This window comes from Entomomonas moraniae, from assembly GCF_003991975.1.
Taxonomy (GTDB): domain Bacteria; phylum Pseudomonadota; class Gammaproteobacteria; order Pseudomonadales; family Pseudomonadaceae; genus Entomomonas; species Entomomonas moraniae.
Genome location: NZ_CP029822.1, coordinates 3,223,201 through 3,249,263 on the forward strand (window position 1 = coordinate 3,223,201; position 26,063 = coordinate 3,249,263).

26 protein-coding genes are annotated in these 26,063 nt (G+C 39.4%); 13 read left to right on the forward strand and 13 right to left on the reverse strand.

The genetic code is table 11. From position 1 onward, the window contains the following. Positions 1-5 precede the first annotated feature (5 nt). Positions 6-1,421, forward strand: a complete 1,416-nt coding sequence (locus DM558_RS15035; RefSeq protein ID WP_127164683.1) for an acetyl-CoA carboxylase biotin carboxylase subunit — start codon at positions 6-8, stop codon at positions 1,419-1,421. A gap of 17 nt (positions 1,422-1,438) precedes the next feature. Beyond that, positions 1,439-3,244 carry a sodium-extruding oxaloacetate decarboxylase subunit alpha gene (gene oadA, locus DM558_RS15040; RefSeq protein WP_127164684.1) on the forward strand — a complete coding sequence of 602 codons (1,806 nt, stop codon included), beginning with the start codon at positions 1,439-1,441 and terminating at the stop codon, positions 3,242-3,244. Between the two features lie 115 nt (positions 3,245-3,359). Here the strand turns inward: oadA and DM558_RS15045 are convergent, their stop codons facing one another. The 4 genes from DM558_RS15045 to metG form a co-directional block, all read right to left on the reverse strand. Further along, positions 3,360-3,656: a YfcZ/YiiS family protein gene (locus DM558_RS15045; RefSeq protein WP_127164685.1), complete on the reverse strand. Its 297-nt coding sequence runs from the start codon at positions 3,654-3,656 to the stop codon at positions 3,360-3,362. Between the two features lie 166 nt (positions 3,657-3,822). Then, the gene (locus tag DM558_RS15050) at positions 3,823-4,443 is read right to left on the reverse strand and encodes an NAD(P)H-hydrate epimerase (RefSeq protein ID WP_127164686.1); all 621 of its coding nucleotides are present in this window, start codon (positions 4,441-4,443) and stop codon (positions 3,823-3,825) included. A gap of 9 nt (positions 4,444-4,452) precedes the next feature. Next, on the reverse strand, positions 4,453-4,800 hold the full coding sequence (locus DM558_RS15055; RefSeq protein WP_109703703.1) for a hypothetical protein: 348 nt from the start codon (positions 4,798-4,800) through the stop codon (positions 4,453-4,455). An 87-nt stretch (positions 4,801-4,887) separates the two neighbouring features. After that, entirely contained in the window at positions 4,888-6,921 is a 2,034-nt protein-coding gene (gene metG, locus DM558_RS15060; RefSeq protein WP_127164914.1) for a methionine--tRNA ligase, read from the reverse strand. A gap of 117 nt (positions 6,922-7,038) precedes the next feature. Here metG and DM558_RS15065 point away from each other — a divergent pair, with 117 nt between their 5' ends. Continuing rightward, positions 7,039-7,758 (forward strand): tetratricopeptide repeat protein, encoded by a 720-nt coding sequence (locus tag DM558_RS15065; protein WP_127164687.1) that lies wholly within the window; start codon positions 7,039-7,041, stop codon positions 7,756-7,758. On the opposite strand, the gene nagZ is transcribed toward DM558_RS15065, so the two are convergent. Genes nagZ through DM558_RS15080 form a run of 3 tightly spaced genes read right to left on the reverse strand, consistent with a single transcriptional unit; the run spans position 7,750 to position 9,929 of the window. Beyond that, on the reverse strand, positions 7,750-8,745 hold the full coding sequence (gene nagZ, locus DM558_RS15070) for a beta-N-acetylhexosaminidase (protein ID WP_127164688.1): 996 nt from the start codon (positions 8,743-8,745) through the stop codon (positions 7,750-7,752). The genes DM558_RS15065 and nagZ overlap by 9 nt on opposite strands. 9 nt (positions 8,746-8,754) lie before the next feature. Then, positions 8,755-9,249, reverse strand: a complete 495-nt coding sequence (locus tag DM558_RS15075) for a L,D-transpeptidase (RefSeq protein WP_109703700.1) — start codon at positions 9,247-9,249, stop codon at positions 8,755-8,757. Further along, the gene (locus DM558_RS15080) at positions 9,243-9,929 is read right to left on the reverse strand and encodes a TetR/AcrR family transcriptional regulator (RefSeq protein WP_164731476.1); all 687 of its coding nucleotides are present in this window, start codon (positions 9,927-9,929) and stop codon (positions 9,243-9,245) included. Before DM558_RS15080 ends, DM558_RS15075 begins: the two co-directional genes overlap by 7 nt. 284 nt (positions 9,930-10,213) lie before the next feature. Between DM558_RS15080 and DM558_RS15085 the strand changes: the two genes are divergently transcribed. The 4 genes from DM558_RS15085 (at position 10,214) to DM558_RS15100 (ending at position 13,538) form a co-directional block, all read left to right on the forward strand. Then, positions 10,214-10,963, forward strand: coding sequence for an electron transfer flavoprotein subunit beta/FixA family protein (locus DM558_RS15085; RefSeq protein WP_109703698.1), 750 nt, complete (start codon positions 10,214-10,216; stop codon positions 10,961-10,963). Continuing rightward, positions 10,963-11,892 (forward strand): electron transfer flavoprotein subunit alpha/FixB family protein, encoded by a 930-nt coding sequence (locus DM558_RS15090; protein WP_127164690.1) that lies wholly within the window; start codon positions 10,963-10,965, stop codon positions 11,890-11,892. Before DM558_RS15085 ends, DM558_RS15090 begins: the two co-directional genes overlap by 1 nt. 77 nt (positions 11,893-11,969) lie before the next feature. Continuing rightward, on the forward strand, positions 11,970-12,227 hold the full coding sequence (locus DM558_RS15095) for a YkgJ family cysteine cluster protein (RefSeq protein ID WP_127164691.1): 258 nt from the start codon (positions 11,970-11,972) through the stop codon (positions 12,225-12,227). A 12-nt stretch (positions 12,228-12,239) separates the two neighbouring features. Beyond that, positions 12,240-13,538: an MFS transporter gene (locus tag DM558_RS15100; protein WP_127164692.1), complete on the forward strand. Its 1,299-nt coding sequence runs from the start codon at positions 12,240-12,242 to the stop codon at positions 13,536-13,538. A gap of 18 nt (positions 13,539-13,556) precedes the next feature. Here DM558_RS15100 and tal read toward each other — a convergent pair whose 3' ends face one another. Continuing rightward, on the reverse strand, positions 13,557-14,474 hold the full coding sequence (tal, locus tag DM558_RS15105; protein ID WP_127164693.1) for a transaldolase: 918 nt from the start codon (positions 14,472-14,474) through the stop codon (positions 13,557-13,559). A 170-nt stretch (positions 14,475-14,644) separates the two neighbouring features. Here tal and nrdR point away from each other — a divergent pair, with 170 nt between their 5' ends. Together nrdR and ribD are read left to right on the forward strand one after the other, a co-directional pair. After that, the gene (gene nrdR / locus DM558_RS15110) at positions 14,645-15,115 is read left to right on the forward strand and encodes a transcriptional regulator NrdR (RefSeq protein ID WP_109703693.1); all 471 of its coding nucleotides are present in this window, start codon (positions 14,645-14,647) and stop codon (positions 15,113-15,115) included. Further along, on the forward strand, positions 15,105-16,214 hold the full coding sequence (gene ribD, locus DM558_RS15115) for a bifunctional diaminohydroxyphosphoribosylaminopyrimidine deaminase/5-amino-6-(5-phosphoribosylamino)uracil reductase RibD (RefSeq protein ID WP_127164694.1): 1,110 nt from the start codon (positions 15,105-15,107) through the stop codon (positions 16,212-16,214). The genes nrdR and ribD overlap by 11 nt, the downstream gene beginning before the upstream one ends. An 8-nt stretch (positions 16,215-16,222) precedes the next feature. Here the strand turns inward: ribD and truA are convergent, their stop codons facing one another. Both truA and DM558_RS15125 read right to left on the reverse strand, forming a co-directional pair. Next, a complete protein-coding gene (gene truA / locus DM558_RS15120; RefSeq protein WP_127164695.1) occupies positions 16,223-17,074 on the reverse strand; it encodes a tRNA pseudouridine(38-40) synthase TruA in 852 nt (283 codons plus the stop codon). Positions 17,075-17,079: 5 nt separating this feature from the next. Beyond that, the gene (locus tag DM558_RS15125; protein WP_127164696.1) at positions 17,080-19,710 is read right to left on the reverse strand and encodes a FimV/HubP family polar landmark protein; all 2,631 of its coding nucleotides are present in this window, start codon (positions 19,708-19,710) and stop codon (positions 17,080-17,082) included. 344 nt (positions 19,711-20,054) lie between these two features. Here DM558_RS15125 and DM558_RS15130 point away from each other — a divergent pair, with 344 nt between their 5' ends. The 4 genes from DM558_RS15130 to murI are packed head-to-tail and all read left to right on the forward strand — an operon-like array spanning position 20,055 to position 23,514. Next, positions 20,055-21,134: an AbrB family transcriptional regulator gene (locus DM558_RS15130; protein ID WP_127164697.1), complete on the forward strand. Its 1,080-nt coding sequence runs from the start codon at positions 20,055-20,057 to the stop codon at positions 21,132-21,134. Positions 21,135-21,138: 4 nt separating this feature from the next. After that, on the forward strand, positions 21,139-21,969 hold the full coding sequence (gene prmC, locus DM558_RS15135) for a peptide chain release factor N(5)-glutamine methyltransferase (RefSeq protein WP_127164915.1): 831 nt from the start codon (positions 21,139-21,141) through the stop codon (positions 21,967-21,969). Then, a complete protein-coding gene (locus DM558_RS15140; RefSeq protein WP_127164698.1) occupies positions 21,963-22,718 on the forward strand; it encodes a HesA/MoeB/ThiF family protein in 756 nt (251 codons plus the stop codon). Before prmC ends, DM558_RS15140 begins: the two co-directional genes overlap by 7 nt. Then, entirely contained in the window at positions 22,711-23,514 is an 804-nt protein-coding gene (gene murI / locus DM558_RS15145) for a glutamate racemase (RefSeq protein ID WP_127164699.1), read from the forward strand. The genes DM558_RS15140 and murI overlap by 8 nt, the downstream gene beginning before the upstream one ends. A gap of 10 nt (positions 23,515-23,524) precedes the next feature. On the opposite strand, the gene DM558_RS15150 is transcribed toward murI, so the two are convergent. The 3 genes from DM558_RS15150 to DM558_RS15160 all read right to left on the reverse strand — a co-directional run bounded on the left by DM558_RS15150 (position 23,525) and on the right by DM558_RS15160 (position 25,894). Continuing rightward, entirely contained in the window at positions 23,525-24,214 is a 690-nt protein-coding gene (locus DM558_RS15150) for a DUF4197 domain-containing protein (RefSeq protein WP_109703687.1), read from the reverse strand. 127 nt (positions 24,215-24,341) lie between these two features. Further along, a complete protein-coding gene (locus tag DM558_RS15155) occupies positions 24,342-25,295 on the reverse strand; it encodes a Dyp-type peroxidase (RefSeq protein WP_127164700.1) in 954 nt (317 codons plus the stop codon). Between the two features lie 131 nt (positions 25,296-25,426). Continuing rightward, on the reverse strand, positions 25,427-25,894 hold the full coding sequence (locus DM558_RS15160; RefSeq protein ID WP_127164701.1) for a DUF2846 domain-containing protein: 468 nt from the start codon (positions 25,892-25,894) through the stop codon (positions 25,427-25,429). Positions 25,895-26,063: the final 169 nt, after the last annotated feature.

The window sequence follows — 26,063 nt, forward strand, 5'->3', positions numbered from 1 at the left end:
TCAATGTGATTAAAAAAATATTGATAGCCAATCGAGGGGAAATTGCTGTTCGAATTATCCGCGCTTGTGCTGAAATGAATATTCGATCGGTTGCTATTTTTAGTGAGGCTGATCGACATGCACTGCATGTTAAACGGGCTGATGAGGCTTACAATATTGGGGAAGAACCACTTGAAGGCTATCTAAATCCACAAAAGATCGTTGATTTAGCCGTTAAAACAGGTTGTGATGCTTTGCATCCAGGGTATGGTTTTTTATCTGAAAACCCTGAATTAGCAAGATGTTGCCAAGCAGCAGGTATTCGTTTTATTGGCCCCTCTCCAGAAGTTATTCATCTGATGGGAGATAAAACCCAAGCCAGAAATACCATGATTAAAGCAGGTGTTCCCTGTACACCAGGGACTGATGGAAATTTAAAAGACCTTGATGAAGCGCTTCACGAAGCTGAACAAGTAGGTTACCCTATTATGTTAAAAGCTACCTCGGGTGGTGGCGGGCGCGGTATTCGCCGCTGTGATAATCCTGATGAGTTAAAACAAAACTACTCACGTGTGATTTCTGAGGCTACTAAAGCTTTTGGTAGTGCTGAAGTCTTTTTAGAAAAATGTATTCTTAATCCTTGTCATATTGAGGTACAAATTCTAGCCGATAGTCATGGTAACGTGATTCATTTATATGAGCGTGATTGTTCGATCCAGCGTCGTAACCAAAAGCTGATTGAAATAGCACCTAGTCCACAGCTAACAGAAGCACAACGGCAATATATTGGTGGTTTGGCTGTCCGTGCTGCGCAAGCTGTGGGTTATGAGAACGCTGGAACCATTGAGTTTTTATTATCTGATAATAACTTTTACTTTATGGAAATGAATACTCGTGTTCAAGTAGAACATACCATTACAGAAGAAATCACAGGTATTGATATTGTTCGAGAACAAATCAATATCGCAGCTGGTAAATCACTGTCTATCAAACAAGAGGATATTCGCTTTAAAGGCTATGCATTACAGTTTCGCATTAATGCAGAAGATCCCAAAAATAACTTTTTACCTACGTTTGGTCGTATTACCCACTATTATGCGCCGGGTGGGCCAGGGGTACGTGTTGATACAGCGATTTATACAGGGTACAACATTCCACCGTATTATGACTCCATGTGCTTAAAATTAGTAGTACGCGCTTTAACGTGGGAAGAGGCTATCAATAGAGGTTCTCGTGCGTTGGATGATATGCGCCTACAAGGGATTAAAACTACCGCTAACTATTACCAAGAAATTTTAAAACACGCTGATTTTAGAAGTGGTCGCTTTAATACAAGTTTTGTTGACTCCCATCCTGAGTTAGTAGATTACTCGACTAAACGCAGGCCAGAAGAGTTAGCATTGGCAATTTCTGCAGCAATTGCTGCTTATACAGGTCTATAACAGCAAGGTAGAATGAGATGACTAAAAAGATTCTTATAACAGATACCATCCTTCGTGATGCGCACCAATCATTACTAGCAACACGTCTTCGTACTGAAGACATGCTACCTATTTGCGAAAAGTTAGATAAAGTAGGTTACTGGTCATTAGAAGTTTGGGGCGGTGCTACCTTTGATGTATGTATTCGCTTTCTTAAAGAAGATCCATGGGAACGTTTACGTTTATTAAAAAAAGCATTACCTAACACCCGTTTGCAGATGCTATTGCGTGGTCAAAACTTATTGGGTTATCGCCATTACAGTGATGATGTAGTACAAGCATTCGTTGAAAAGTCAGCCGAAAATGGTATTGATGTCTTCCGTATTTTTGATGCCATGAATGATGTGCGTAATCTAGAGGAAGCTATTAAAGTTGTAAATAAAGTAGGTAAGCATGCTCAAGGAGCGATCTCTTACACGACTAGCCCTGTTCATACGATCGAATTATTTGTTGAGCAAGCCAAGCAAATGGCTGATATGGGCGTGCAGTCCATTGCTGTTAAAGACATGGCGGGCTTATTAACACCCTTTGTAACAGGTGAATTAGTTAAAGCGATTAAAGATGAAGTTGATTTGCCTGTCTTTATTCACTCTCATGACACAGCAGGCTTATCAACAATGTGTCAATTAAAAGCCATTGAAAATGGTGCTGATCATATCGATACAGCTATTTCTAGTATGGCGTGGGGAACGAGCCATCCTGCGACTGAGTCAATGGTCGCTGCGCTTCGTAATACTCCTTACGATACAGGATTGGATTTAGAGTTAATTCAAGAAATTGGTATGTACTTCTATGGTGTACGTAAAAAGTACCACCAGTTTGAAAGTCCATTTACTGGTGTTGATACCCGTGTACAAGTGAACCAAGTGCCGGGTGGTATGATGTCAAATCTTGCTAATCAATTACGTGAGCAAGGTGCTTTAAACCGAATGAATGACTTATTTGACGAAATACCTCGCGTGCGTAAAGACCTTGGCTATCCTCCTTTAGTGACACCAACATCGCAAATTGTAGGTTCACAGGCTTTATTTAATGTCCTCTCTGGTGAGCGCTATAAAACCATTACTAATGAAGTCAGACTCTACTTGGAAGGCCGCTATGGTAAGGCTGCGGGTGAAATTAATGAAGAATTAAGAACGCAAGCCATTGGTAACTCGTTCGTAATTACTACTCGCCCAGCAGATTACTTAGACCCTGAAATGGAGAAGTTAAAAGCTGAAATAGGTAGCTTAGCACAATCAGAGGAAGATGTATTAACTTACGCGATGTTCCCTGATATTGCTCGTAAATATCTAGAAGAGCGTGCTTCTGGCAATTTAACACCAGAAGTTTTGTTACCTTTACCTGTCGCAGGCGAAGTGGATACAACAGAAGCGAATTCTTCTGCGGTTACTGAGTTTATGGTTGATGTCCATGGTGAGCGTTATCATATTGATGTTAAAGGTGCGACAGCTAAAAACAAAGGGAAACGTCATTTCTATCTATCGATTGATGGTATTCCACAGGAAGTTGTCTTTGAACAGATGGTGTCAGGTGAAGTCACGGGCGATGGAAGAAAACAAGCAACCAAGGCAGGCGATGTAACGGTCGGGATGTCAGGCACTGTAGTTGAAGTGTTGGTTAAAGAAGGTGATAGTGTTAAAAAAGGTCAACCTTTATTTATTACTGAAGCCATGAAAATGGAATCTGAAATTAAAGCACCGATTGATGGTATTGTAAAAGCAATTAATATTAAAGGTGGTGATAAAGTCAACCAAGGTGAACTACTCATTGAAATTGAATAATTAATCTTTATTCACTGTGAACGCGCTATTAAGTAATTAATGGCGCGTTTTTTTATGGTTGAACGCTAAGTTATTAAAGTATTACTTGTGTTATTGACTATAAAATGATGAGTTTTTAACGCATCTTGAATTGAAAAATCATACTTTCTGCACCACAACAGAAATTAAAACTCGCCAAAAGTTTTACACCGTCTTCTACTTGATCTATCGTGTGAGTTATTTGACAAGGATCAGATGCGATTCCCTGTGCTATTTCAGTCAACTTCGAAAATGCTTCTTCAGCCTCTTGCTGACTTGTAAATAGAGCGTCATAAGAAACTATACAATCCTCATTACTTATCACTGTCCCAATGTCAACACCACAACAGGCTGCTGTTTCGTTGGCTTTACATTTATTTGTTAAATCTACCATAACGATAACCTCTTAGTTTTTAGTTAAACATCAGTACATCTAACTTATTATAAAAAAGAATGGTTAGATTAGCTAGCTTAACCGTAAAACCAAACATGAGGTGTGAATAACTTATTAAGTCTCAAAAGAATGGATAATAGTCACATTATTATTTTTAAAATGGCATCTAGGGTCTCAAGTTTTTAGGTAAATCGAGTGTATCGACAATAGTTTCTCCTGCCAGTGCTAACCCTTTATCACAATGTAGTGCAGGTTTATCACTTAAAAAGGTCAGTGTAGCTGTTGCCTTTATTGTAGCGCCATAAACCTCTCCCGTATAAGCATCTAAACCAGAGGGCGTATCAATAGCTAATGTTGGTGTATTTAAATTGTTTAACTGTTGAATAATAGCTTGCCACTCTTCTGATAAGGAGCGATTAAGACCAATCCCAAATAGACCGTCTACAATTAAGCTAGGTCTTGTTGTTAGCTGAGTGAGGCTGTTAATGTCTAAAAGATGGTTAGCTTTACAGAAAGTTAAAGCATTCAGTGCAGCTGAGCTTTTTACGGGTTGTGGGATAAATAATATCACTTGATAATCGCGAGCATCTAAATTTAGCGCTGCCCATAGCGCATCACCACCATTATTGCCTGTACCTACCGCGATTAAAATAGTATCTTGTTGCGAGTAGTGCTGTGTTACCCGATCAGCAATCGAACGTGCCGCCCGTTGCATTAAGTCAATACCTGCTTGCTCCGCCTTTTGTTCAATTTGGCGGAGTTGGGTAAGGGTATAGAGCGGTAACATAATGTAAGTTTACCGACTGTCTTTTTTTAATTGGTCAATGGATATCATCAAATTATAAGCTAGTTCTTTGCAATCTTGTTGAGACCTTTGCCTTAACGTGTTTGTCATCCTTTCTAACCCTTCCTCACGTTCTGCTGAAGATTTACTGTTATAGTTTCTTGATGATGGATCATCGTACATATATGAAGTAACTTGATGATAAGCTTTTAATGCATCAATACAATCACCAGTTATTCCTTCTGGTACAGTAATTTGTATATTAGCAAGCTGTGCTACTGGATCGGTAGGTTCTGTTTTTTTATCACAGGCAGTTATTAATAAAGAACCGATAGTAAGTATAAGAATTTTTTTAAGCATGCTATTTTTCCCTAAAATGGATAAAAGTAAATATGTCAGCTTTTTGAGCTTAGGTGGGAATAGTTATACCCACCTAGTTTGACTAAGCTATTTAACCCGTTGTCCCGGAATTGCACCGCTGTCTGGGCTTAGTAAGTAGATTTCTTCACCACCAGGCCCTGCAGCCATAACCATACCTTCTGACATGCCAAAGCGCATTTTACGGGGTTTTAAATTGGCAATCATCACGGTTAAGCGACCCTCTAGTTTGCTTGGGTCTTTATAAGCGCTTTTAATGCCTGCGAACACATTACGTTGTTCATCGCCAATATCAAGGGTTAATTGAAGAAGCTTATCTGCCCCTTCAACTGATTGGGCTTTGAGTATTTTGGCTACGCGAATATCGACAGCTGCAAAAGCATCAAACTCAATTTCAGGGGCTAGTGGGTCTTTAGCCAACTCACCATTACCTTTTGGCGCATTTTCGGCTTTTAAATCTTCTTTAGAGGCTTCAATCATTGCATTCACTTGGTCTTGTTCGATGCGAGTCATTAATGGTTTAAATTCGTTAACAGTGTGGTTTGCAAGGCTTGTTTGGTAATCAGCCCATGTTAATGGCGCAATATTCAAATAAGCTTCAGCTTTAGCCGCTAATTCAGGCAGTACAGGCTTTAAGGTAAGAACCAATAAACGGAAAAGGTTAATACCCATGGCACAAATAGCTTGTACTTCGGCTTGTTTTCCTTCTTGTTTATTGAGTGCCCACGGTGCTTTTTCAGCAATCCATGCGTTAGCAAGGTCGGCCAATGCCATAATTTCGCGCATAGCGCGGTTAAAATCACGAGCCTCATAAGCTTCAGCAATGGTTGGCATGGCATTTTGGAAGGTTTGCCATAGCTCTGGCGCTGCATTGCTTTCGACAAGTACGTTGTTATTACCACGGGCAACAAAGCCAGCACAACGACTGGCAATATTAACTACTTTGCCGACAAGATCAGAGTTCACTTTTTGGATAAAGTCTTCTAAGTTCAGATCAAGGTCATCCACGGAGCGAGTGAGTTTGCTAGCGTAATAGTAGCGTAAGTATTCAGGTTGTAAATGGTCAAGGTAGGTACGGGCTTTAATGAAGGTGCCGCGAGACTTAGACATTTTTGAACCATTAACGGTGAGGTAACCATGCACGTTGATCGCGGTAGGTTTACGATAACCTGCACCCTCTAACATGGCAGGCCAGAACAAGGCGTGGAAGTTAACAATATCTTTACCGATAAAGTGGTACACTTCAGCGTTTGAATCAGGTGTCCAATAGGTATCAAAATTTAGCTCTGGGCGACGTTCACATAGGTTTTTTAAGCTTGCCATATAACCAATGGGAGCATCTAACCATACGTAGAAAAATTTATTGGGCTCACCAGGGATTTCAAAACCAAAATAAGGGGCATCACGTGAAATATCCCATTCTTGTAAACCTGCATCTAACCATTCAGCTAATTTGTTAGCCACAGATTCTTGAAGTGTACCACTGCGTGTCCATGTTTTTAGCATGTCTTGAAACTGAGGCAGTTTAAAGAAGAAGTGCATGGACTCTTTTAAAACAGGGGTAGCACCAGAAATAGTCGACTTAGGATTTTTTAATTCAGTAGCATCGTAAGTGGCGCTACATTTTTCACAGTTATCACCGTATTGGTCTTCGGCACCACAACGTGGGCAAGTGCCTTTAATAAAGCGATCAGCCAAAAACATTTGTTTTTCAGGGTCAAAATATTGTGTTACAGGGCGCGTGGCAATATGTCCATTTTCTTTAAGCTTTAGGTAGATTTTTTCTGAGAGTTCTTTATTTTCAGGGCTATGGGTTGAGTAGAAGTTATCAAAGTCTACCAAGAAATCAGCAAAATCTGTGCTGTGTTCTTTTCGTACGTTGTCGATTAATTGCTCGGGAGTAATCCCTTCTTTTTCAGCACGTAGCATAATGGCTGAACCGTGAGCATCGTCTGCACACACGTAAACAGTTTGATTGCCACGCATTTTTTGAAAACGTACCCAAATGTCGGTTTGAATATACTCCACTAAGTGGCCTAAGTGAATTGATCCATTAGCATAGGGTAGTGCGCTGGTTACCAATATTTTACGAGGTGTCATGATGTTAGCCATTGTTCCCATGAAGTTAAAAAGGTTATTGTACTAAATTTATTACACTTGCTGTGCAGAATGCGTTAAATTAATCGATTATTATAAATAACTATAGGCCTGTTATTCTAGATGAAAGGTAATCTATTTTTCCAACGAGGGTTCAAATTATGGGTATTAATTTGGGCAAGCTTGTTGTTGCAAGGCTGTATCTCATCTGCTCCTAAAAGTAACGATTATAGAAGTATTATTATTGAGGGCGCTAAGCAAGGCGATGCTGAGCAACAATATTTGCTAGGCTGGCATTATCAATTTGGTTGGATTGTGCCAAGGGATAACGGATATGCATTGTATTGGTATGAGCAAAGTGCAAAGCAAGGCAATGTAGACGCACAGTTTCATTTAGCAAAGGTTTTTGATAAGGGGATTGGTGTTACCCCTAATAAGTTACGGGCTTTTTATTGGTATCAAAAAGCAGCTGAGCAAAATCATACCGATGCACAAATTGATGTGGGGTGGTTTTATCTGTTAGGGGAAGATATTCCTAAAAATAATGAGCGAGCGATTTATTGGTTTAAACGATCAGCGGATCTGGGTAATGGTGAGGCTATGGTTATTTTAGGTAGCCTTTACCGCTATGGTCAGGGCGTGACTAAAGATGGTCAGCAGGCAATTCATTGGTATGAACAGGCAGTTCAAGCTAAGCGCATCGTTGCAATGGCATTATTGGGTGATATGTATGAAAAAGGTGATGGGGTAAAAAAGAATTTACCACTTGCAAAAGAATGGTTTATGAAAGCCGCCGCTCAAGGTTATAAACCAGCCATTGAGCGGTTGAAACAGTTAAAGTAAATTGGCTTGTTGTAAAGCGTTAACTGCTTCTTGCCAATAAGGGTTAGCCTTGTAGTCGGTGTCGGTTGATGTTTGAGCGCGCATTAAGCCAAGCTTTTGGCTTGGTTTGATGTTAAGTTGTTGGGTGCTGATAAGGGCTTCTTCAGCCATAGCGCGATTATTACAAACCAGTGCCATATCACAACCAGCACTAAATGCGGCGTTAACACGATTATGGATATTACCAACAGCATGAGCACCGGCCATGGAAAGGTCATCACTAAAGATAATGCCATTAAAGCCTAGCTCTTGGCGTAAAACCGTTTGAACCCAGTAAGGTGAAAAACCAGCAGGTTTGTCATCGACTTGAGTATAAATAACATGGGCGGGCATGATGCCAACAAGTTGTTTGATGAGTTTTGCAAAGGGAATTAAGTCTGTTTGTTTGATTTCTTCTAATGAGCGTTCATCTTCAGGGATCACAAAGTGCGAATCGCCCGTAACCCATCCATGCCCGGGGAAATGCTTACCTGTGGCTTGCATACCTGCTTGTTGCATGCCTGTAATAAAACTTGAGGCTAGTAAGGTAACTTGGTCTGGCGTATGGCCAAAAGCGCGTTGCCCGATGACTTGATTACGTTGATAGTTAATGTCTAAAACGGGTGCAAAGCTAATATCTAAACCTGCTGCTAAGACTTCGGTTGCCATCAACCAGCCACAGTAGTGGGCAAGTTGTTTGGCATTGCTATGGTCTATAAAACTGCCCATAGCGGGTAGCTGTAAAGTATTTTGCCGTAAGCGTTGGACACGACCGCCTTCTTGGTCAATCGCTAGAATTAGGTCAGGGCGAGTAGCACGAATGGATTGGCACAGTTCTCTGACTTGTTTAGGGTCTTCGGTATTGCGCGCAAATAAGATTAATCCGCCAATTTCAGGGTGCTTTAAGAATTGTCGATCTTGTGCGTTAAGCCATAGACCTTCAACGTCAACCATCAGTGAGCCTTGCATAAATATCCCTTAACGATAGGACTGTTCGATGATTTCTACATCGCAGTGTATGGGTGTTATATCAAATAGTTTTATTATATCAGTATTGCGTAGGCGAATGCAGCCATGAGATTTTGGGATGCCCATTGGTTCGGTATCAGGCGTACCATGCAAGTATATATAGCGTTGAAAACTATCGACAGAACCTAAACGATTAAATCCTACTTCACAACCGCTAAGCCATAAGATACGGCTGAGTATCCAATCTCGCTCAGGGTATTGTGCATTTAAAGTGGGTGACCATATTTCCCCCGTCCAACGGCGCCCTCGTAGAACAGCATTGAGGGGCAAGTTAGCACCAATCTTTGCCCTGATCTGGTGCTTACCACGAGGAGTACAGTTGCTATTTTGTTGTTCCCCCACGCCATTGAGGGCAGTGGAGACAGGCAGAATAATCTGTGGCTGATAATTATTAAAGCCGTAAAGAGTTTGATCAGCCACTGAGATAATAAGCTTATCTAACATGCACTGCCATATTTTGCATTCAAGAGATCTGGGTCTGTAATTGTTGGCCCTACAGACAAGCCTGCCGTAATATAAGGAATCATGAGTTGCATGACTTGTGATGTACGAATAGAGGATTTAAACTCTTGCTTCATCAATGTCTTGAAGTAGTCAATACTGGCAATGTTTAAAAGAACGGTACCTAAACTAAAATGTAAGCGCCAAAACCATTCCACATCTGACATATTTTTATGGGTGGAAGCATTTCTAAGTAGTAAACCAAAACGCAAAAAGATAAATCCAAAATCATTGGTCATGAACTCATGTAAAAAAAGTTGCTTTTGGAGCAGTGCATTACTGAGTAGACGCATAAAAGTCACCACCCCTTTGGATGAGTGAGTTTTAATTGATACGATGAGTTCCATAAAAACAGACAGTAACTCTTCAATTGAGGGAGTTATATTTTTTTGTTCGTAATGATTTAGCTTTTTTTCAAGTTCTAAAGAAAAATCTGTTAGGTAACGTTTAAAAATGGCTTTGATAAGCCCTTCTTTTGATACAAAGTGGTAGTTAACGGCAGCTAAATTTACCCCCGCTTTTGCGGTGATCGCACGTAATGATGTCTCAGTAAAGCCTTTTTCAGCAAACAGTTGTTCAGCGGCGGTGTAGATACGTTCTTTTGTCTTTTCGGATGCTTTCATTGCAGACTTCCAAGGAATATTAAATAATAATGCATAGAGATGCATGCAGTATACTTACTTACGTTACGTTGTATAGGATAATACAATTTTATACCCTTTGAGCAATAATAATATTATCAGAATGTAAGATAAATTAATATTTTTGGTTAAAAAATGAACAGATTATTGCCAATTTAGTAGAACAATTAATCTATTCAAGATAAACTACGTGACTTTATTGCATTAAATTATTTGCCTTTAATTGGTTAGGCTAATTTTCACTCACAGCACAGAAGAGGGCACCTATGAAGGTTCTTGTAGCGATTAAACGAGTGGTCGATTATAACGTAAATGTTCGCGTTAAGGCGGATAATACGGGGGTTGATCTAGCGAACGTTAAAATGTCAATGAATCCATTTTGTGAAATTGCTGTTGAAGAAGCAATTCGTTTAAAAGAAAGGGGCATTGCGAGCGAAGTGGTTGCAGTAACTGTAGGTTCTACCGCGGCACAGGAGCAGTTACGTTCTGCCTTAGCGTTGGGCGCTGACCGTGCCATATTGGTTGAAGCTCCTGAGAATTTAAGCTCTTTAAACGTGGCTAAAATACTTAAAGCCGTGGCTGATAAAGAACAACCACAAGTGATTATTTTAGGTAAACAAGCTATTGATACCGATAATAATCAAACAGGACAAATGTTAGCTGCACTTGCAGGCTATTCACAAGGTACATTTGTGTCTAAAGTCGAAGTGGCTGACGGTAAACTGAATGTAACAAGAGAAATTGATGGTGGTGTACAAAATTTAGCATTATCACTGCCTGCTATTATTACATCTGATCTTCGTTTGAACGAACCTCGTTATGCTTCATTACCAAATATTATGAAAGCGAAGAAAAAACCACTTGAGACATTGACCCCTGCTGATTTAGGTGTCACTGTTACAGAGACGGTTAAAACATTAAAAGTAGAAGCACCTGAACCTCGTAAGGCAGGTGTTAAAGTGAGCTCCGTTGCAGAGCTTGTTGATAAATTAAAGAATGAAGCGAAGGTGATCTAATGACGATTCTTGTGATTGCAGAGCATGATAATTCAACACTCAACCCAGCAACACTAAATACAATAGCCGCAGCAAAAGCCATTGGTGGTGATATTGATGTATTGGTTGTGGGTGAAAATGCACGCGGTGCTGCAGAAGCTGCTGCTAAAGTTGCTAATGTAAATAAGGTATTACTAGCTGATAATGCTGTATACGGTCATTTATTGGCTGAAAATGTAGCAAAGCTAGTGGCTGACTTGGCTAAAAACTACACACATATCCTTGCTCCTGCGACAACTAATGGTAAAAACTATTCGCCTCGTGTGGCTGCTTTATTAGATGTTGATCAAATTTCAGAAATTATTGCTGTTATTGCGCCTGATACATTTAAACGCCCTATTTATGCAGGTAATGCAATTGCGACTGTTCAAAGTAGTGCCGCTATTAAAGTAATTACGGTACGTACGACAAACTTTGATGCAGTTGCAGCAGAAGGCGGTAATGCTTCGATTGAAGTAATTACTGAGGCGGCGAATGCTGGGGTATCTCAATTTGTTAATGAAGAGCTTATGACATCTGATCGCCCTGAGTTAACAGAGGCAAGAGTTGTTGTTTCTGGTGGTAGAGCATTACAAAGTGCAGAGAACTTTAAACTTATTTATGACTTGGCTGATAAGTTAGGTGGTGCTGTAGGTGCTTCCAGAGCAGCAGTTGATGCCGGCTATATATCCAATGATTTGCAAGTGGGTCAAACCGGTAAGATTGTAGCACCTGAACTTTATATTGCAGTAGGTATTTCTGGTGCGATACAACATGTGGCTGGCGTAAAAGACTCAAAAGTCATTGTTGCGATTAATAAAGATGAAGAAGCCCCTATCTTCCAGATTGCGGATTATGGCTTGGTGGGTGACTTATTTGAACTTCTTCCCGAGTTAACGAAAGCAATATAGTACTTTTAGCAAATATCATTGAAGGTATAAAAACCCTATACTTTGAACGTATAGGTTTTTTTTTAAAACAGAATTTTATGGAATGTCGTATTGGTTGTGGTGCTTGTTGTATAGCACCCTCTATTTCATCATCTATCCCTGGAATGCCAAAGGGTAAACCAGCGGGTGTACGCTGTGTTCAGCTTGATTTAGAGAATCGTTGTCAATTATTTGGTAGCAAAGAGCGCCCATTAGTTTGTTCAAGTTTTCAGGCAGAGCAGAGTATTTGTGGGGAAAGTCAAGAACAAGCAATCAAAATAATTTCTGAATGGGAGTTATTAACGCAAATACCTTAGTAGGATCGTGCCATGTCAAAAAAGAAATTATCAACGCGCTTATATGATTATCTAAGTGGCCATGCTAACGCCGAGAAAAAAATACCACTTGATCAGGCGGCTATAGAGCGAAATTTTTTCTGCCATTTATGGATATCGTTAGGCAATAAGTTAGCTGACTCCTTAATCAGCCCTCGCCTCATTCTTCCATGGTTATTAAATGCAATGTTATCTCCTATGTGGGTAGTGAGCTTGCTCGTGCCTATTCGAGAAGCTGGAGCATTATTACCGCAGTTGTTAGTGGCAAGTATTCTAAGAGTAAAAAAGGTTCGTAAATGGGTTTGGGTTAAAGCCTGTATTGTATTGACCCTTTGTGGTCTAGTTTTAATGGCGCTCTCTATGGTGGGTGAAGGTTCTTGGGGGGCTGTTTTAGTTTTAATTACACTGACCGTTCTATCCTTGGCCCGTGGCGTGACTTCGATTACCAGTAAGGATGTGATGGCTAAGACGGTTGACAAGTCGAGCCGTGGTCATTTAATGGGGTGGAGTACGAGTATTGCTGGTGGAATTACTTTATTAGCTGGCTTTGTCTTGATTTTATTAACAGATCAACCAAGCCGACCGATTGTGGCATGTTTGTTATTATTAGCAACACTAGGATGGGCTGTTGATATTCTATTCTGTGCACGTCTAGTTGAACCTGATAGTGAGATTGAACCGTCTGTCAAACAAAAAAATACCTTAGTCAGAGCCTGGGAACTGTTAGTTAAAGATAAACAGTTTTTCCATTTCAATGTTAGCCGTTCACTGTTACTTTCGAGTGCATTAGCACTGCCTTATATAGCAGTTTTAGGCAGGCAACACAGTGGTGCAAGCCTTGATGGCTTAGGTATATTGGTTTTAATCTCTGGTGTTGCCACCATGATAGCCAGTCCTTTTTGGGGGAAGTATTCAGACTATTCTAGCCGCAATGTGATGCGTGATAGTGGTTTGATTGTAGCCGCCTTGTGTATATTAATTACTTTGTTTGGTTATTTACCTACTGTGCTTAGTGCTAGTATTTGGCCCTATGCATTGGCTTATGGTGGGGTTGTGATTGGTGAGGTAGGTATTAATATTGGTCGTAAAACCTATATCGTTAATATGGGGGATGGTGAAAGCAGGGCACTGTATATTGCCTTGTCTAATACGATTACAGGTGTTCTCGTGTTAGTGCTAGGGGCTTTATTGGCCTTGCTGAGTATTTGGACACGTATTGACACCGTTCTTATTGTGCTAGCCGTGGGGTGTATCATCGGGGCATGGTCTACTCAGCAATTGCAGAATATTTAGTTTAGGCGCGTAAATAAGTTACGCGCTTAAAATAGCTTCTAATTTTTCTTGGTCTCTAGCGAATGCTCGAATACCCTCAGCTAACTTTTCTGTGGCCATCGCATCTTCATTTAATTGCCAACGGTACTGGCTTTCAGTGAGTATTTGTTTTGACTCATCGCATCCTTGCTCAGGGGTTAATACTTGAGGAAGAGGATTGTTATCTTGTGAGAGCTTTTCTAATAGATCAGGGCTGATGGTTAGTCTATCACACCCTGCCAATTGCTCAATTTGCCCTAAATTGCGAAAGCTTGCGCCCATAACAATGGTTTTATAGCCATAATGTTTATAGTAATTATAAATACGACTGACAGATTGAACACCTGGGTCATTAGAAGCAGTAAAATCATGACCTGTGGATTTTTTGTACCAGTCGTAGATACGCCCCACAAAGGGCGAAATTAAAAATACACCGGCCTCTGCACAGGCTAAAGCTTGAGAGAAAGAGAAAAGTAGAGTTAAGTTGGTTTGAATGCCTTCTTTTTCTAGTTGTTTAGCGGCTTGTATCCCTTCCCATGTGGCTGCAATTTTTATTAATATGCGATCTTTCTCGATATGTTGTGCTTGGTAAAGTTCAATCAGGCGCTTTGCACGTGCCACTGTTGCAGGTGTATCAAATGAAAGGCGAGCATCTACTTCGGTAGAAATACGCCCAGGAATGGCCTGTAAAATTTCTTTACCGACAGATACAGCAAATTGATCACAAGCCAATAAGATATCTTTGTATTTTTTAGCTTGTTCTAGTAGGTTTTGATACTGTGCTAACGACGCTGCTTTTAATAGCAATGATGGATTGGTTGTTGCATCAACAGGCTTCAAACGAGTAATAGCCTCTAAATCTCCTGTGTCGGCAACTACAGTTGTCATTTTACGCAATTGTTCGAGTTTATTTGGCATAGTGTTCTCTATCTAAATCAATCCATGGAAAATGAGTCTACACTACCGTAGTTGATAAAATTACTCAATAATATTCATGGAAATAGTCGTTAAAGTTTTAGTCTATCACTAAAAGTATCATATAATAGGCACAAATTTAGTAAAAAATTATCCTCGTTAGGAACAAGAATATGCATTGTCCATTTTGTGGCGCTAATGATACCAAAGTAATCGATTCACGTTTGGTGGCCGAAGGTGATCAAGTTAGACGTAGACGTGAGTGTATTGAGTGCAGTGAGCGTTTTACTACGTTTGAAACAGCTGAGTTAGTCATCCCTCGTATTGTTAAGCAAGATGGTACACGACAACCTTTTAATGAAGATAAATTACGTGCGGGTATGCTAAGAGCTTTAGAAAAGCGTCCTGTCGGAATGGAATTATTAGAAGAGGCATTGGCGAGAATTAAGCATAAACTTCGTGCAACAGGTGAGCGAGAAATCAGCTCATTAAAAGTTGGAGAGCTTGTGATGAAAGAGCTAAAAGGTCTCGACGAGGTAGCCTATATTCGTTTTGCTTCCGTATATCGTAGTTTTCAAGACATTAATGCATTCCGTGATGAAGTAGAGCGGCTTTCAAAAAATATTGATGAACATGATAGCTAATGATCAGTTATGGATGAGTAAAGCATTACAGCTTGCTCATCGTGGTATCTACTCCACGCATCCTAATCCCCGCGTAGGTTGTGTTATTGTTGCTGAAAATCAAGTGATTGGGCAAGGCTGGCATCAAAAAGCAGGTGACCCCCATGCAGAAGTTCATGCGTTACGTGACGCGGGTAGTAATGCGAAAGACGCAACAGCCTATGTGACGCTAGAGCCTTGTAGCCATTTCGGTAAAACTCCGCCGTGTGCAGATGCCTTGATAAAGGCCGGAGTTAAAAGAGTTGTTGTTGCGATGCAAGACCCTAATCCAAAAGTGGCTGGGCGGGGGATAGCAAGATTACAAGCGGCAGGTATTGATGTAACCTGTGGTGTTTTGGAGCAAGAAGCCTATACCTTGAACAAAGGGTTTATCAAGCGAATGTGCACAGATATGCCTTATGTGACGGTTAAGTTAGCCATGAGTTTAGATGGTAGAACCGCAATGGCTAGTGGTGAAAGCCAATGGATTACTTCATCTGCTGCACGTCAGGAAGTACAGAGATTACGTGCTCAAAGTAGCGCTGTGATTACGGGGGCTGATACTGTATTGTTTGATGATGCTAAGTTAACTATAAGATCTAGCGAATTAGGGTTAGACCAAGAGTTAACTGATTTGGCTATGCAGCGACAGCCTTTGAGAATTTTAATTGATAGTAATCAGCGAGTTCCGCTGGATAAAGCATTTTATCAGTCACCTTATTCATTAACTGTATCGGGTGTTGATAAGCCCGAAAAATTAAAAGAACAACAAGCGTGGTTAAAATTACCTTTAAATCAGCAATCACATATCGATTTAAATACACTCTTAGCAAAATTAGCACAAGATTATGAAGTTAACGAATTGCTTGTTGAGGCGGGTGCTACTTTAGCGGGTGCTTTTGTACAAGCTGGGTTAGTTGATGAGTTTGCTATTTTTATGGCTGGTAAGTTTTTAGGCTCCTCTGCTCGCCCTTTACTTTCTCTACCATTGGATACAATGTCCCAAGCTATTAATTTAACGATTAAGGACATTCGAGCAGTGGGGGATGACTGGTTAATTAAAGCCTTTTTAGCAGCTTGATTAATATATTATTCAGGCAGCCCTGATAAGAAATGTGGACCTATAAAACGCTTGGGAATATCATACTTTTCAGGGTATTCAACGTTAACTAGATAAAGCCCATAGGGAACTGCTGTAACACCTGCCTTTGTTCGGTCTTTAGCTTCTAATGCCTCTTTTGCCCAGCCGATGGGGCTTTCCCCGGAACCTATCGCCATTAATAACCCAGCAAAATTACGAATCATATGGTGTAAAAAAGCATCTGCCCTGACATCCAGAATAATTAATTTACCAAAACGAATAATCTTGAAATGAGAGATCGTTTTTATGGGCGATTTTGCTTGACATTGGCTTGCTCTAAAAGAAGTGAAATCATGAGTACCTAAAAAATAATTAGCGGCTTGTTGCATTCTGTCTATATCTAATGGATATGAATACCATGTGACCTCATCAGCTAAATGAGCAGGGCGTATAGGGTCATTATAAATAACATAGCGGTAACGACGAGCAAAGGCTTTATAACGAGCATGAAACTCAGGCAATACCTGTTTAGCCCAGGTGACGCTAATATCTTTTGGGAGGTTTGCTGTAGAACCCATAACCCAAGCATGCATTGATCTATTGGCTGTGGTGTCATAGTGTATGACTTGACCACTGGCGTGTACCCCTGCATCGGTTCTGCCTGCAACATAAATCGATATAGGTTGATTGGCAACTTTGCTTATGGCCTTTTCGAGTTCTTCTTGAATACTAGGGATGTTATCTTGTTGGCGTTGGAAGCCTCGGTAGTTAGCCCCTTTGTATTCAACACCCATCGCTATTCTAGAAACAGTTGCGGCAGCCGTATTGGCTGCCGCATCATTGATTGATACTTCTTTCATTCTTATTAACTAATAGATTTTAATAAATCTTGTGCCTTTAGTTTTTGCTCTGCATTACCTTCATGTAATACTTCATCTAAAATATCTTTAGCACCTTGTTCATCTCCCATTTCAATATAAGCATTAGCTAATTCAAGTTTAGTTGATACTTCATCTTCTGGAGGTAACTCAAAACCAAGCTCAAGTTCGGTAAGTGCTGTATTTGAATGATCAACTGAGTTAAATAAGTCATGATCAGTACTTTCTTGAGCGATATGCATTGAGTCATTGCTATGGGTTGAAGGTGTTGTATTTAATGAAGCTAATAATGATTGTGCTTCATTTTTTTGAGCTTCATTGCCTTCTTGAATTATCTCTTTAAGTAGGTCCTGAGCTCCTTCAGTATCACCCATATCCATATAAGCATGAACTAACTCAAGCTTTGTGGTCACTTGATCTTTTTCAATAATATCATCATCTAAATCATTGCTTTCTATTTGTGAAATATAGTCAATACTGTCAGATTTTTGATCACCAATACCTAGATCAAATTTAATACCTTCGTTGCTCTCTTTGGATTGAGTATCCTCTTCTTTTTCAAAGATAGTTGTTGGAGAGTCTGATGAAAAATCTTCTTCTTCCGTAGCATTAAACAAAGGCGAAGAAGCATGTTGTGTTTCAGGCGCGATTTTTTCTAGTTTAAAGTTTGCAGCGTCTTCCTCTAACCGTTTCATAGGTATTTCTGTTTCTTCGGTCTCTGGTGATGCAGATGCTAACTTTGTCTCTTTTGGAGTAGGCGCTACGACAGGCTCTGCAAAGTCAGCATAATCAAAACTGAACTCTGGTTCTTCGTTCGGTGTATCTTGCGTATTTTCCTTGGCATCTTGTTTAAAAGAAGTAAATGTTTCATTTTGCTCTTTAACGGATGTAGGGTTATTAGAAAAACTAAAATCATTAAATGAGGTTGGATACTTTTCTTTAATAGCATCTATCTTGTGTTGTGAAAGAGGGTCTAATAATAAAAGTTCCTGCTCTTCTTTTTCAAAGCTATCAGTATTGCCTTTATCTGCATAAATTTCCATTAGCTTTAGTCGTAACTCTGTATTGGTAGGGTCTTCTTGCAAAGCATTTGACAGTAGCTCTTTTGCTTCTTCATCATGATTGTAAGCAAGGTAAATATCTGCTTTATCGATAATTCCCATTCCTTCACCCAGTTGCGATAAAGGGCTTATTACATCATTATCAGGTATTTTTGTTGCTGATATTTGTGTATTAGGCAATGAATCGTTTAAATCTTCATCATCTAATACAACATTACTTAAATCAACAACTTGTGCATCATCGTCGTTTGCTGCTTTTTTACGGCGAGAGATAACCACTGCAATACAAAGGAGCAATAAAATACCACCACCAGCTAAAAGCATCATATTGTTATCTAATAATGACGATATAAATGATGGACTTGTATCTTCCACTGGTGTTGGAGTAGATGATTTAGCGGGTTGGGATTCTGGAGCAGTATTGGTTTTTGGAGATTGTGGTTTTGGTTCTGCATGCGATTGGGCAACTGTAGGCTCTACTGGTTTATTTGTAGTAGTAGTTTGTTGTGGCTCTACAGGCGTTTGACTAGTATTTTGTTGATCTGCTGTTTGAGACGTTGTTGTTGCTTGCCCTTTTTGTGCTTTTTGTTGAGTCGCTTGAGTAGCTGCTAATTTTGCCTGTTCAGCTTTGGCTATTGCCTCATCTTTTTCTTTTGAAACTTGTTCTAAACTTGCAATTTCAGACTCAATATTTTCAAGTTCTGTGTTGAGTGTAGTGTTCTCAGTACGAGCAGTTTCAAGTTCTTGCTGAGAGCTTTTTAACTGATCTTGTAGCGCTTTTTCATGTTTGTCTGATATTGGTTTTTTTTGTGTGGCTGTGGTAGGCACTTCTTTAGAAGGAGAGCTTAAGAAGGCATTAGCCTGTGCTACACTAATGGCATTAACTTCTTGTTGGGTGGGCATGCTTAATGTATAGCTATGCAATAAAGAGTTGATGTCCCCATTAATAAATGCTTTAGGATTCTTCTCAAAAATGGCTTTCGATGCTTTGGCTGTAAGGGACTTCCCATAGTTTGCTTTTGCAATACTCCAAAGTGTATCACCTTGTTTAGTTTTGTAAGTATTTGCCACTTGGCTAGGACTGCTTATAGGTGGAGTACTACTTACTGTATTTTTTGCTGTATTGTTGGTTTTAGGTGTGGGAGTAGTTGCTTTTGATTCAGGCATATCGAGTAAAATGGTATACTCTTTTGATGCTTTACCATTAGGCCAATTAACATCAATTAAAAAATTCATAAATGGTTCTTTAATTGGCTTAGCGGAAGTTATCTTAATATAGCCTGTACCATCAGGATTAATAATTGTACTAAACGATAAGTTGGATAACGTAGGCGAGTATTCAAGACCTGCTTTAGAGAAGTCATTAGTATTGGCTATGCTCGATTTGATATCGCTGGCTTGTAAGTTCTTAGCATCCGAAAGCTCAATTCTTGCATCAAGTGGCTGACCATAAGATGATTTCCATGATATAGATCCCATGTTTAATGCATATGCGCTGCTTGTTGATAAAGTAATAGTAGTGGCGATAGCCGCAACTAACTGATGAACTTTTACCATAGTATAATCCCTTGAAACCCTACTTTATGATGTTTAGTTTAAAAATTTTCTATAATGATACTATATAAATACTTCTTATATATAGTATTTCCTAAACTTTTTCGTTATTTTATTGAAAAAAGCAATAAAATGGTCAATTAATCGTGCTTAATAGATTTTAGGTCATTTTTGCTAATGGGTCTTTAACAAGAGAGAAATGTTTTTTTATTGCGAATACTTATAGAATAATAACTCAGTATTCCTCGGCTAAAATGGCTATAATAAAAAGACTATATTTTATTTAACGGCGTTTTATCTATTTAACGCATTATGTTGTCTAATTAATTATTCATTAAAGTCTATGCATGAAGATCATCAATAAAATTTCTCAATCTAAATACGCTGTTGTTGGTCAATGGTTGTTTTTTATTGTACTAGCAGCGCTTTCTGGCTGGTTTTTAGAGAAAGTTGCAATGCCCGCTGCCTTGTTGTTAGGGCCTATGCTGTGTGCCATCACCATGGGGGTATTAGGTGTCAAAATTAGAATGCCTAAGGTTTGTTTTAAATACAGTCAAGGGATTATTGGTTGCTTAATTGCCCATGCAATGACATTACCTATTCTGATTGAAATTTTAGGAATGTGGGATGTTATGTTGGTAACCACTGTCGTCACATTATTGCTGAGTGTGCTAGTGGGTATTTTGAGTGTTCGTTATGGTGGCTTGCCCGGATCAACTGCTGCATGGGGAACCTCGCCAGGGGGTGCCGCAACTATGGTGGCTATGGCTGAAGACTATGGTGCAGACGCTAGAGTAGTGGCGACCATGCAATATATTCGAGTCATTTGTGTGGTATTGATGGCTGCGTTAGTTAGCCATATTTTAGGCGACGTGCACGTTCCACAAGAAGAAACTATTGTTGTCATGCAAGGAAGCCAAACGGCTGTTCATTTCTTTTTGACACTGATTGTATTATTAGTTGGCGTTTATTTAGGGCGTTTTATGCCCGCAGGTTTTTTACTTATCCCTATGTTATTGGGTACGTTATTACAGTTACTAGGTTATGTCCATATTGTAATACCCCATTGGCTAGTCGCTATAGCTTATGGGGTGATTGGGGCATATATTGGGTTTAGGTTTGACCGTGAAACTCTACGTTATGTGATGTACGCTATGCCCATTATGTTTGCTGCTTCAATGCTATTAATTATTTTATGTGGCGTTTCTGCTCTTTTTATTAGCTGGTGGTTGGGGGTTGATTACTTGTCTGCTTATTTAGCAACGAGTCCGGGGGGCTTAGACTCCTTATCTGTGGTGGCTATTGATGTTCACGCAGACATTGGCCTTGTTATGGCGATGCAAACATTACGTTTATTTGCTGTTATTTTAACAGGCCCTATGCTAAGTAAATACATTGCTCGTTTTGCAGTTGAGAAAGCTTCATAAAATGATGATAACTATTGAGCAGTTATTAAAAAATAGCCAACCATTAAACTCTCCTACTGAGCGATTGGATAAAGAGCTTTTATTAGCGGCTGCGTTAAATAAGCCAAGGAGCTATTTGTATACTTGGGCTGATCAGGCCGTAAGTGAGCAAGTGTTAGCAGTTTTTCAGAGTTATTTAGCAAGAAGAAAACAAGGTGAGCCGATTGCTTATATTTTAGGTGAGCAAGGTTTTTGGTCACTTGATTTACATGTGGGAGAACAGACACTTATTCCTCGATCGGACACAGAAACCTTGGTGGAACAGTGTTTATTACATATTCCTAACGATGATGCTTGGCGAGTACTAGACCTTGGGACGGGAACGGGTGCAATAGCGCTTGCTATTGCTAATGAGCGACCTTTAGCACAATTGGTTGGTGTTGATTTTATTGAGGAAGCTGTTTCTTTAGCCAAGAAAAATGCGTCAACGCTGAATATTAAGACGGTAACATTTATAAAAAGCCACTGGTTTGACGCATTGGCTGGTGAACGATTTAATCTTATTGTGAGTAACCCACCTTATATTGCAGAGGGGGATATTCATCTACAACAAGGCGATGTGAGATTTGAGCCTAAAACAGCATTGGTTTCTGGACACGATGGTTTAGACGATATTCGCCATATTGTTAAGCATGCCCCTGATCATTTAATCGCGGGTGGCTGGTTATATCTAGAGCATGGCTACCAGCAAGCACAGGCAGTACAAAAGTTATTAGTTGAGCGGGGATTTAGCCATATCAATACCGTCTGTGATTTAGGCGGTAATGAGCGAGTAACGGGAGGGCGGTTATGCTAGATGATCAAGCGTTATTTCGCTATAGTCGACAAATTCTTTTATCCGAAGTTGACGTAGAAGGACAGGATAAGCTTAAAAATAGTCGTGTGGTAATTATTGGTATGGGTGGGCTTGGCTCTCCTGCTTCATTATATTTGGCCGCTGCGGGTATAGGGACTCTTTGTTTAGCCGATTTTGATACGATAGACCTTAGTAATTTACAACGTCAGATTATGTATGGCGCTGACCAAATTAAACAGCAAAAAGCTCAAGCCGCCAAGCAACGATTATCAAATCTTAATCCAGATATTACGATTCATCCTTTTACAGAAGTAATTAGTGAAGAGAATATCTACTCCCTAATTGATAATGCGGATGTTGTACTCGATTGCACGGATAATTTTTTAACACGTGATTTAATTAATCAGACCTGTTTTCATCATAAAAAAAGATTAGTCAGTGGGGCCGCAATACGTTTACAAGGGCAAATAACTACCTTTGACTTCACAAAAAAACAAAGTCCCTGTTACCACTGTTTGTATGGTGATGGTAATGAACAAGAGTTAACCTGTAGTGAAGCGGGCGTGCTTGGCCCTGTGGTTGGTGTTGTGGGGACGCTACAGGCATTAGAAGCCATAAAACTATTGGTCGGTTTTGGTGAGCCACTTGTAGGCCGATTACTTGCTTTTAATGCAATCAATAGTCAATTCCGTGAACTAAAGATAACAAAAGACCCTGCTTGTACTGTTTGTGGTGGTTCTTATGAGTAACAATCAAGCCATTGGTGTATTTGATTCTGGAATGGGTGGGTTATCTGTTTTGAAGGCAATTCATGAATGCTTGCCTCAAGAACATTTAATTTACTTAGCAGACACAAAATATATTCCTTATGGTGAGAAAGAGGCCGAGTTCATTATTGAGCGTTGTATAAAAATAACAGATTATTTTTTATCATGCTCTGTTAAAGCATTAGTGATCGCTTGTAATACCGCAACAGCAGCGGCCAGTGTTGCTTTACGTGAGCGTTACCCTGATTTACCTATTATTGGGATGGAACCTGCGGTTAAACCTGCTACACAAGCAACGCGTACGGGGCGAGTTGGTGTGTTAGCAACCTCAGGTACTTTAAAAAGCGCTAAGTTTGCTGCTTTGCTAGATCGCTTTGCTCATGATGTGACGGTGATTGCTCAACCTTGTCCGGGGTTGGTTGAGTGTATTGAAGCGGGTGATCTTACGGGAACTAAAATTAGAGCGTTATTGCATAAATATTTACAACCTATGCTTGATAATGGTTGTGATACAATCATTTTAGGCTGTACTCACTATCCTTTTTTACGCCCATTATTGACCGAAATTTTACCGGCGCATATTCAGATTATTGATACGGGTGCGGCAGTCGCACGTTATTTGCAGTCATTATTGATGAAAAAAGATGTATTGTCTGATAATAGTTCTTTGGGAACTGTTGATTTAATCACCACTGGCAATTTAGCTACCTTTAATGAAGTAGCTAATTCTTTATGGACGAGTCATATTACCAGTAGTCAATGTGTTGTATTAGAGTAGTGATCGCTAGTTATTTAATCAGCGCTTCAAAAACTTTTTTGGCTGCACTGGTTGCTGCTTCTTTAGGGTTGTTACGAATATAGCTTTCTTGGTTGCCAATAACGGTAAACAATCCATCAATTGCCTTGTTAGTAACATAGTTTTCAATCTTTAAGTTATCATTTGTAATGCCTAGTGCTGAAGCTCTTTGTACAATTGTATTGTATTGTGTTGATAGGTTAGATTGATTAGTAATTGTCTTAACTTTAGGTAGTAGCTTGTTAAAAAGTTGAGTTCGGTTCGTTTTTTCTAAATAGGCCGTTGTTGCTTTATCGCCCCCAGTGAGAATGCTTTTAGCGTCACTAAAACTCATTTGTTGTATGCTGTTAATGAGAATTTGTTGTGCCTCGGGAACAGCCGCTTCTGCGGCTGCATTCATACTGTTTTCTAATTGTGTAATTTGGTTACCTAAACCAACCATTTTTAATACTTTACTGGCTGACTCGAGTTTTTCAGGTAATTCGATTCTAACTTCAGGGTTATTATTGAATCCCCCAGATGTGCCTAGTGTTTTGACCGCCGTTTTAGTGGCTTGGTTTAGCATACTTTTCAGCCCTGTACTCGCTTCCGTTTGGCTAATGTTTGCTGCATTGGCATTTAGGATGATTGAAAAGATAAATAAGGCAATAGCACAAAAAATAATTCTTTTAACAGTAAACATAAAATAATTTCGAAAGTAAGGGATTAAATGATAAGTATAGAGTATTTAAAGAACATAAAGTTTAAAAATTTAAATGCCACCTATTGGCGATAGATGGCATTTTTATGAGAGGAACTACGATAGTTAATTAATCATCACCGCCGCCGAGTTCAGATAATAACTCAGGTGAGGGGATAAAAAATAAAGTGCCTGTAACCGCTTTACTAAAATCAAGTAAACGATCATAGTTACCAACAGGTTCTCCAATAAACATATTGCGTAGCATACGCTCGGTAGTTGTAAAAGTACTTGCATAACCAATGAAATAGGTACCGTACTCACCTTTTGAGGCATTAGCAAAAGGCATATTAGCACGCATTATTTTTAGTTCTTCGCCATTCTCATCTGAGATGTTAGTAACAGCATTATGGGCGTTGGCAGGCTTTTCTTCATCTGATAATTCGATATCTGAAAACTTCTTCCGTCCAATAACTTTTTCTTGCTCTTCGGTTGATATATTGTTCCAACCTTTCATATTATGAAGATATTTTTGAATAAAGGCATAGCTACCGCCTTTGAATGTTTCATCTTCATCGCCTATCATTGAAAAGTAGTTGGCATCTTCATTTTCTGGGTTTTCTGTTCCATCAACAAAGCCAATAATTGTTCTGCCATCAAAGTAGCGGAAGCAATGGGTTTCATCAATAGACTCAACAGCCCCCTCTAATAAGGTAGAGATTTCAGACGCCAATTCAACACAAAGGTCCATTCGTCTGGCACGAATATGGAAGTATAAATCACCGGGGGTTGATGGTGCGGTATGTTTATCACCCTTAATTTCTTCAAATGGTTTTAGTTCTTTAGGGTAAGGTTGTTCTGGAAAAAGTTTTCCCCACGCATGTGCACCAAACCCCATGAGTGCACTGATATGCCCATCAGGCTCTCGCTTTTTTAAACTTCTAACAAACGCAGCAAGGCTACCACATACATCTTTTACTTGATCAACACTTGTGTCTGTTTCAAGTAAACGCAATATTATTAATATGGCTGAGTCGCCAGGAGGTTGTATAACATCGGCTGGGGTTGATGGTGTTTTAGACATGTTGTTCTCCAGTTTTCAAGCAGGCTAAAAAATATATCGGATATTTTATCTAATATGCTTTTAAGTTTATCTTCTATAGTATACATCTTTTGATTTATAAAATGATTTCTATATATAGTGATTGGGCAGTCTCATTGTGGGGAGGCTTGATTTAATGTTCCTAATTTCGTGTATTTTATATAGTATTTTCCTTCAACAGGGTTGAGCTTATTCAGGCTGTTTCGACCAAATAGAAAGCCAAAGCTAGCATCTTGAATAAGGTATTGTGTTTCTCCTGCTTTGATATTAAATGTTACATTAGAGGTGTTTTCAGCGGTTGATGTTACCGTATGTTGACCCGGCTCTACATAAAAATAGATATATTGATTGCCACGTGTATAACCTATTTGATTTGCATCAGACTGACCGTCTAAGAAAACATTGTATTTAAAAATACCATACAAAGAGCTAGGTCTTACGACATAAATTAATCCTTTGTCTGCTGAGGTTAAATAAGGGGTTTGATAATTTTCTGTATCCTTTATCATTTCTTTTACAGAGGTTTGTGTATAGCAGCCTGTTAAGAACAAAGGAAATAATAAAATAGCAATAATCTTCATTTTATTTCTCTATAGAGTGATACTTGTGTTAGATAGATATATTAGTTTTGTATTAAAAACTATGCTAGCAAAAAAAGAATTGATACAAATATTATTCTAAAGAGTTATTGTGTTTTTTTATGATAAATGAGACTGTAACGACAGTTTTGAAAATAGAGGTGTTAAAAAT

Coding starts and splice junctions, on each gene's coding strand:
- truA (WP_127164695.1), bottom strand. CDS start 17,074: ATGAAAGAAGTATCAATCAATGATGCGGCAGCCAATACGGCTGCCGCA.
- DM558_RS15065 (WP_127164687.1), top strand. CDS start 7,039: ATGAAAGGTAATCTATTTTTCCAACGAGGGTTCAAATTATGGGTATTA.
- DM558_RS15130 (WP_127164697.1), top strand. CDS start 20,055: ATGAAGATCATCAATAAAATTTCTCAATCTAAATACGCTGTTGTTGGT.
- DM558_RS15075 (WP_109703700.1), bottom strand. CDS start 9,249: ATGTTAGATAAGCTTATTATCTCAGTGGCTGATCAAACTCTTTACGGC.
- DM558_RS15055 (WP_109703703.1), bottom strand. CDS start 4,800: ATGCTTAAAAAAATTCTTATACTTACTATCGGTTCTTTATTAATAACT.
- oadA (WP_127164684.1), top strand. CDS start 1,439: ATGACTAAAAAGATTCTTATAACAGATACCATCCTTCGTGATGCGCAC.
- nagZ (WP_127164688.1), bottom strand. CDS start 8,745: ATGCAAGGCTCACTGATGGTTGACGTTGAAGGTCTATGGCTTAACGCA.
- DM558_RS15085 (WP_109703698.1), top strand. CDS start 10,214: ATGAAGGTTCTTGTAGCGATTAAACGAGTGGTCGATTATAACGTAAAT.
- DM558_RS15155 (WP_127164700.1), bottom strand. CDS start 25,295: ATGTCTAAAACACCATCAACCCCAGCCGATGTTATACAACCTCCTGGC.
- prmC (WP_127164915.1), top strand. CDS start 21,139: ATGATAACTATTGAGCAGTTATTAAAAAATAGCCAACCATTAAACTCT.
- DM558_RS15100 (WP_127164692.1), top strand. CDS start 12,240: ATGTCAAAAAAGAAATTATCAACGCGCTTATATGATTATCTAAGTGGC.
- DM558_RS15090 (WP_127164690.1), top strand. CDS start 10,963: ATGACGATTCTTGTGATTGCAGAGCATGATAATTCAACACTCAACCCA.
- ribD (WP_127164694.1), top strand. CDS start 15,105: ATGATAGCTAATGATCAGTTATGGATGAGTAAAGCATTACAGCTTGCT.
- DM558_RS15125 (WP_127164696.1), bottom strand. CDS start 19,710: ATGGTAAAAGTTCATCAGTTAGTTGCGGCTATCGCCACTACTATTACT.
- DM558_RS15150 (WP_109703687.1), bottom strand. CDS start 24,214: ATGTTTACTGTTAAAAGAATTATTTTTTGTGCTATTGCCTTATTTATC.
- DM558_RS15140 (WP_127164698.1), top strand. CDS start 21,963: ATGCTAGATGATCAAGCGTTATTTCGCTATAGTCGACAAATTCTTTTA.
- DM558_RS15080 (WP_164731476.1), bottom strand. CDS start 9,929: ATGAAAGCATCCGAAAAGACAAAAGAACGTATCTACACCGCCGCTGAA.
- nrdR (WP_109703693.1), top strand. CDS start 14,645: ATGCATTGTCCATTTTGTGGCGCTAATGATACCAAAGTAATCGATTCA.
- murI (WP_127164699.1), top strand. CDS start 22,711: ATGAGTAACAATCAAGCCATTGGTGTATTTGATTCTGGAATGGGTGGG.
- DM558_RS15095 (WP_127164691.1), top strand. CDS start 11,970: ATGGAATGTCGTATTGGTTGTGGTGCTTGTTGTATAGCACCCTCTATT.
- DM558_RS15050 (WP_127164686.1), bottom strand. CDS start 4,443: ATGTTACCGCTCTATACCCTTACCCAACTCCGCCAAATTGAACAAAAG.
- tal (WP_127164693.1), bottom strand. CDS start 14,474: ATGCCAAATAAACTCGAACAATTGCGTAAAATGACAACTGTAGTTGCC.
- DM558_RS15160 (WP_127164701.1), bottom strand. CDS start 25,894: ATGAAGATTATTGCTATTTTATTATTTCCTTTGTTCTTAACAGGCTGC.
- DM558_RS15045 (WP_127164685.1), bottom strand. CDS start 3,656: ATGGTAGATTTAACAAATAAATGTAAAGCCAACGAAACAGCAGCCTGT.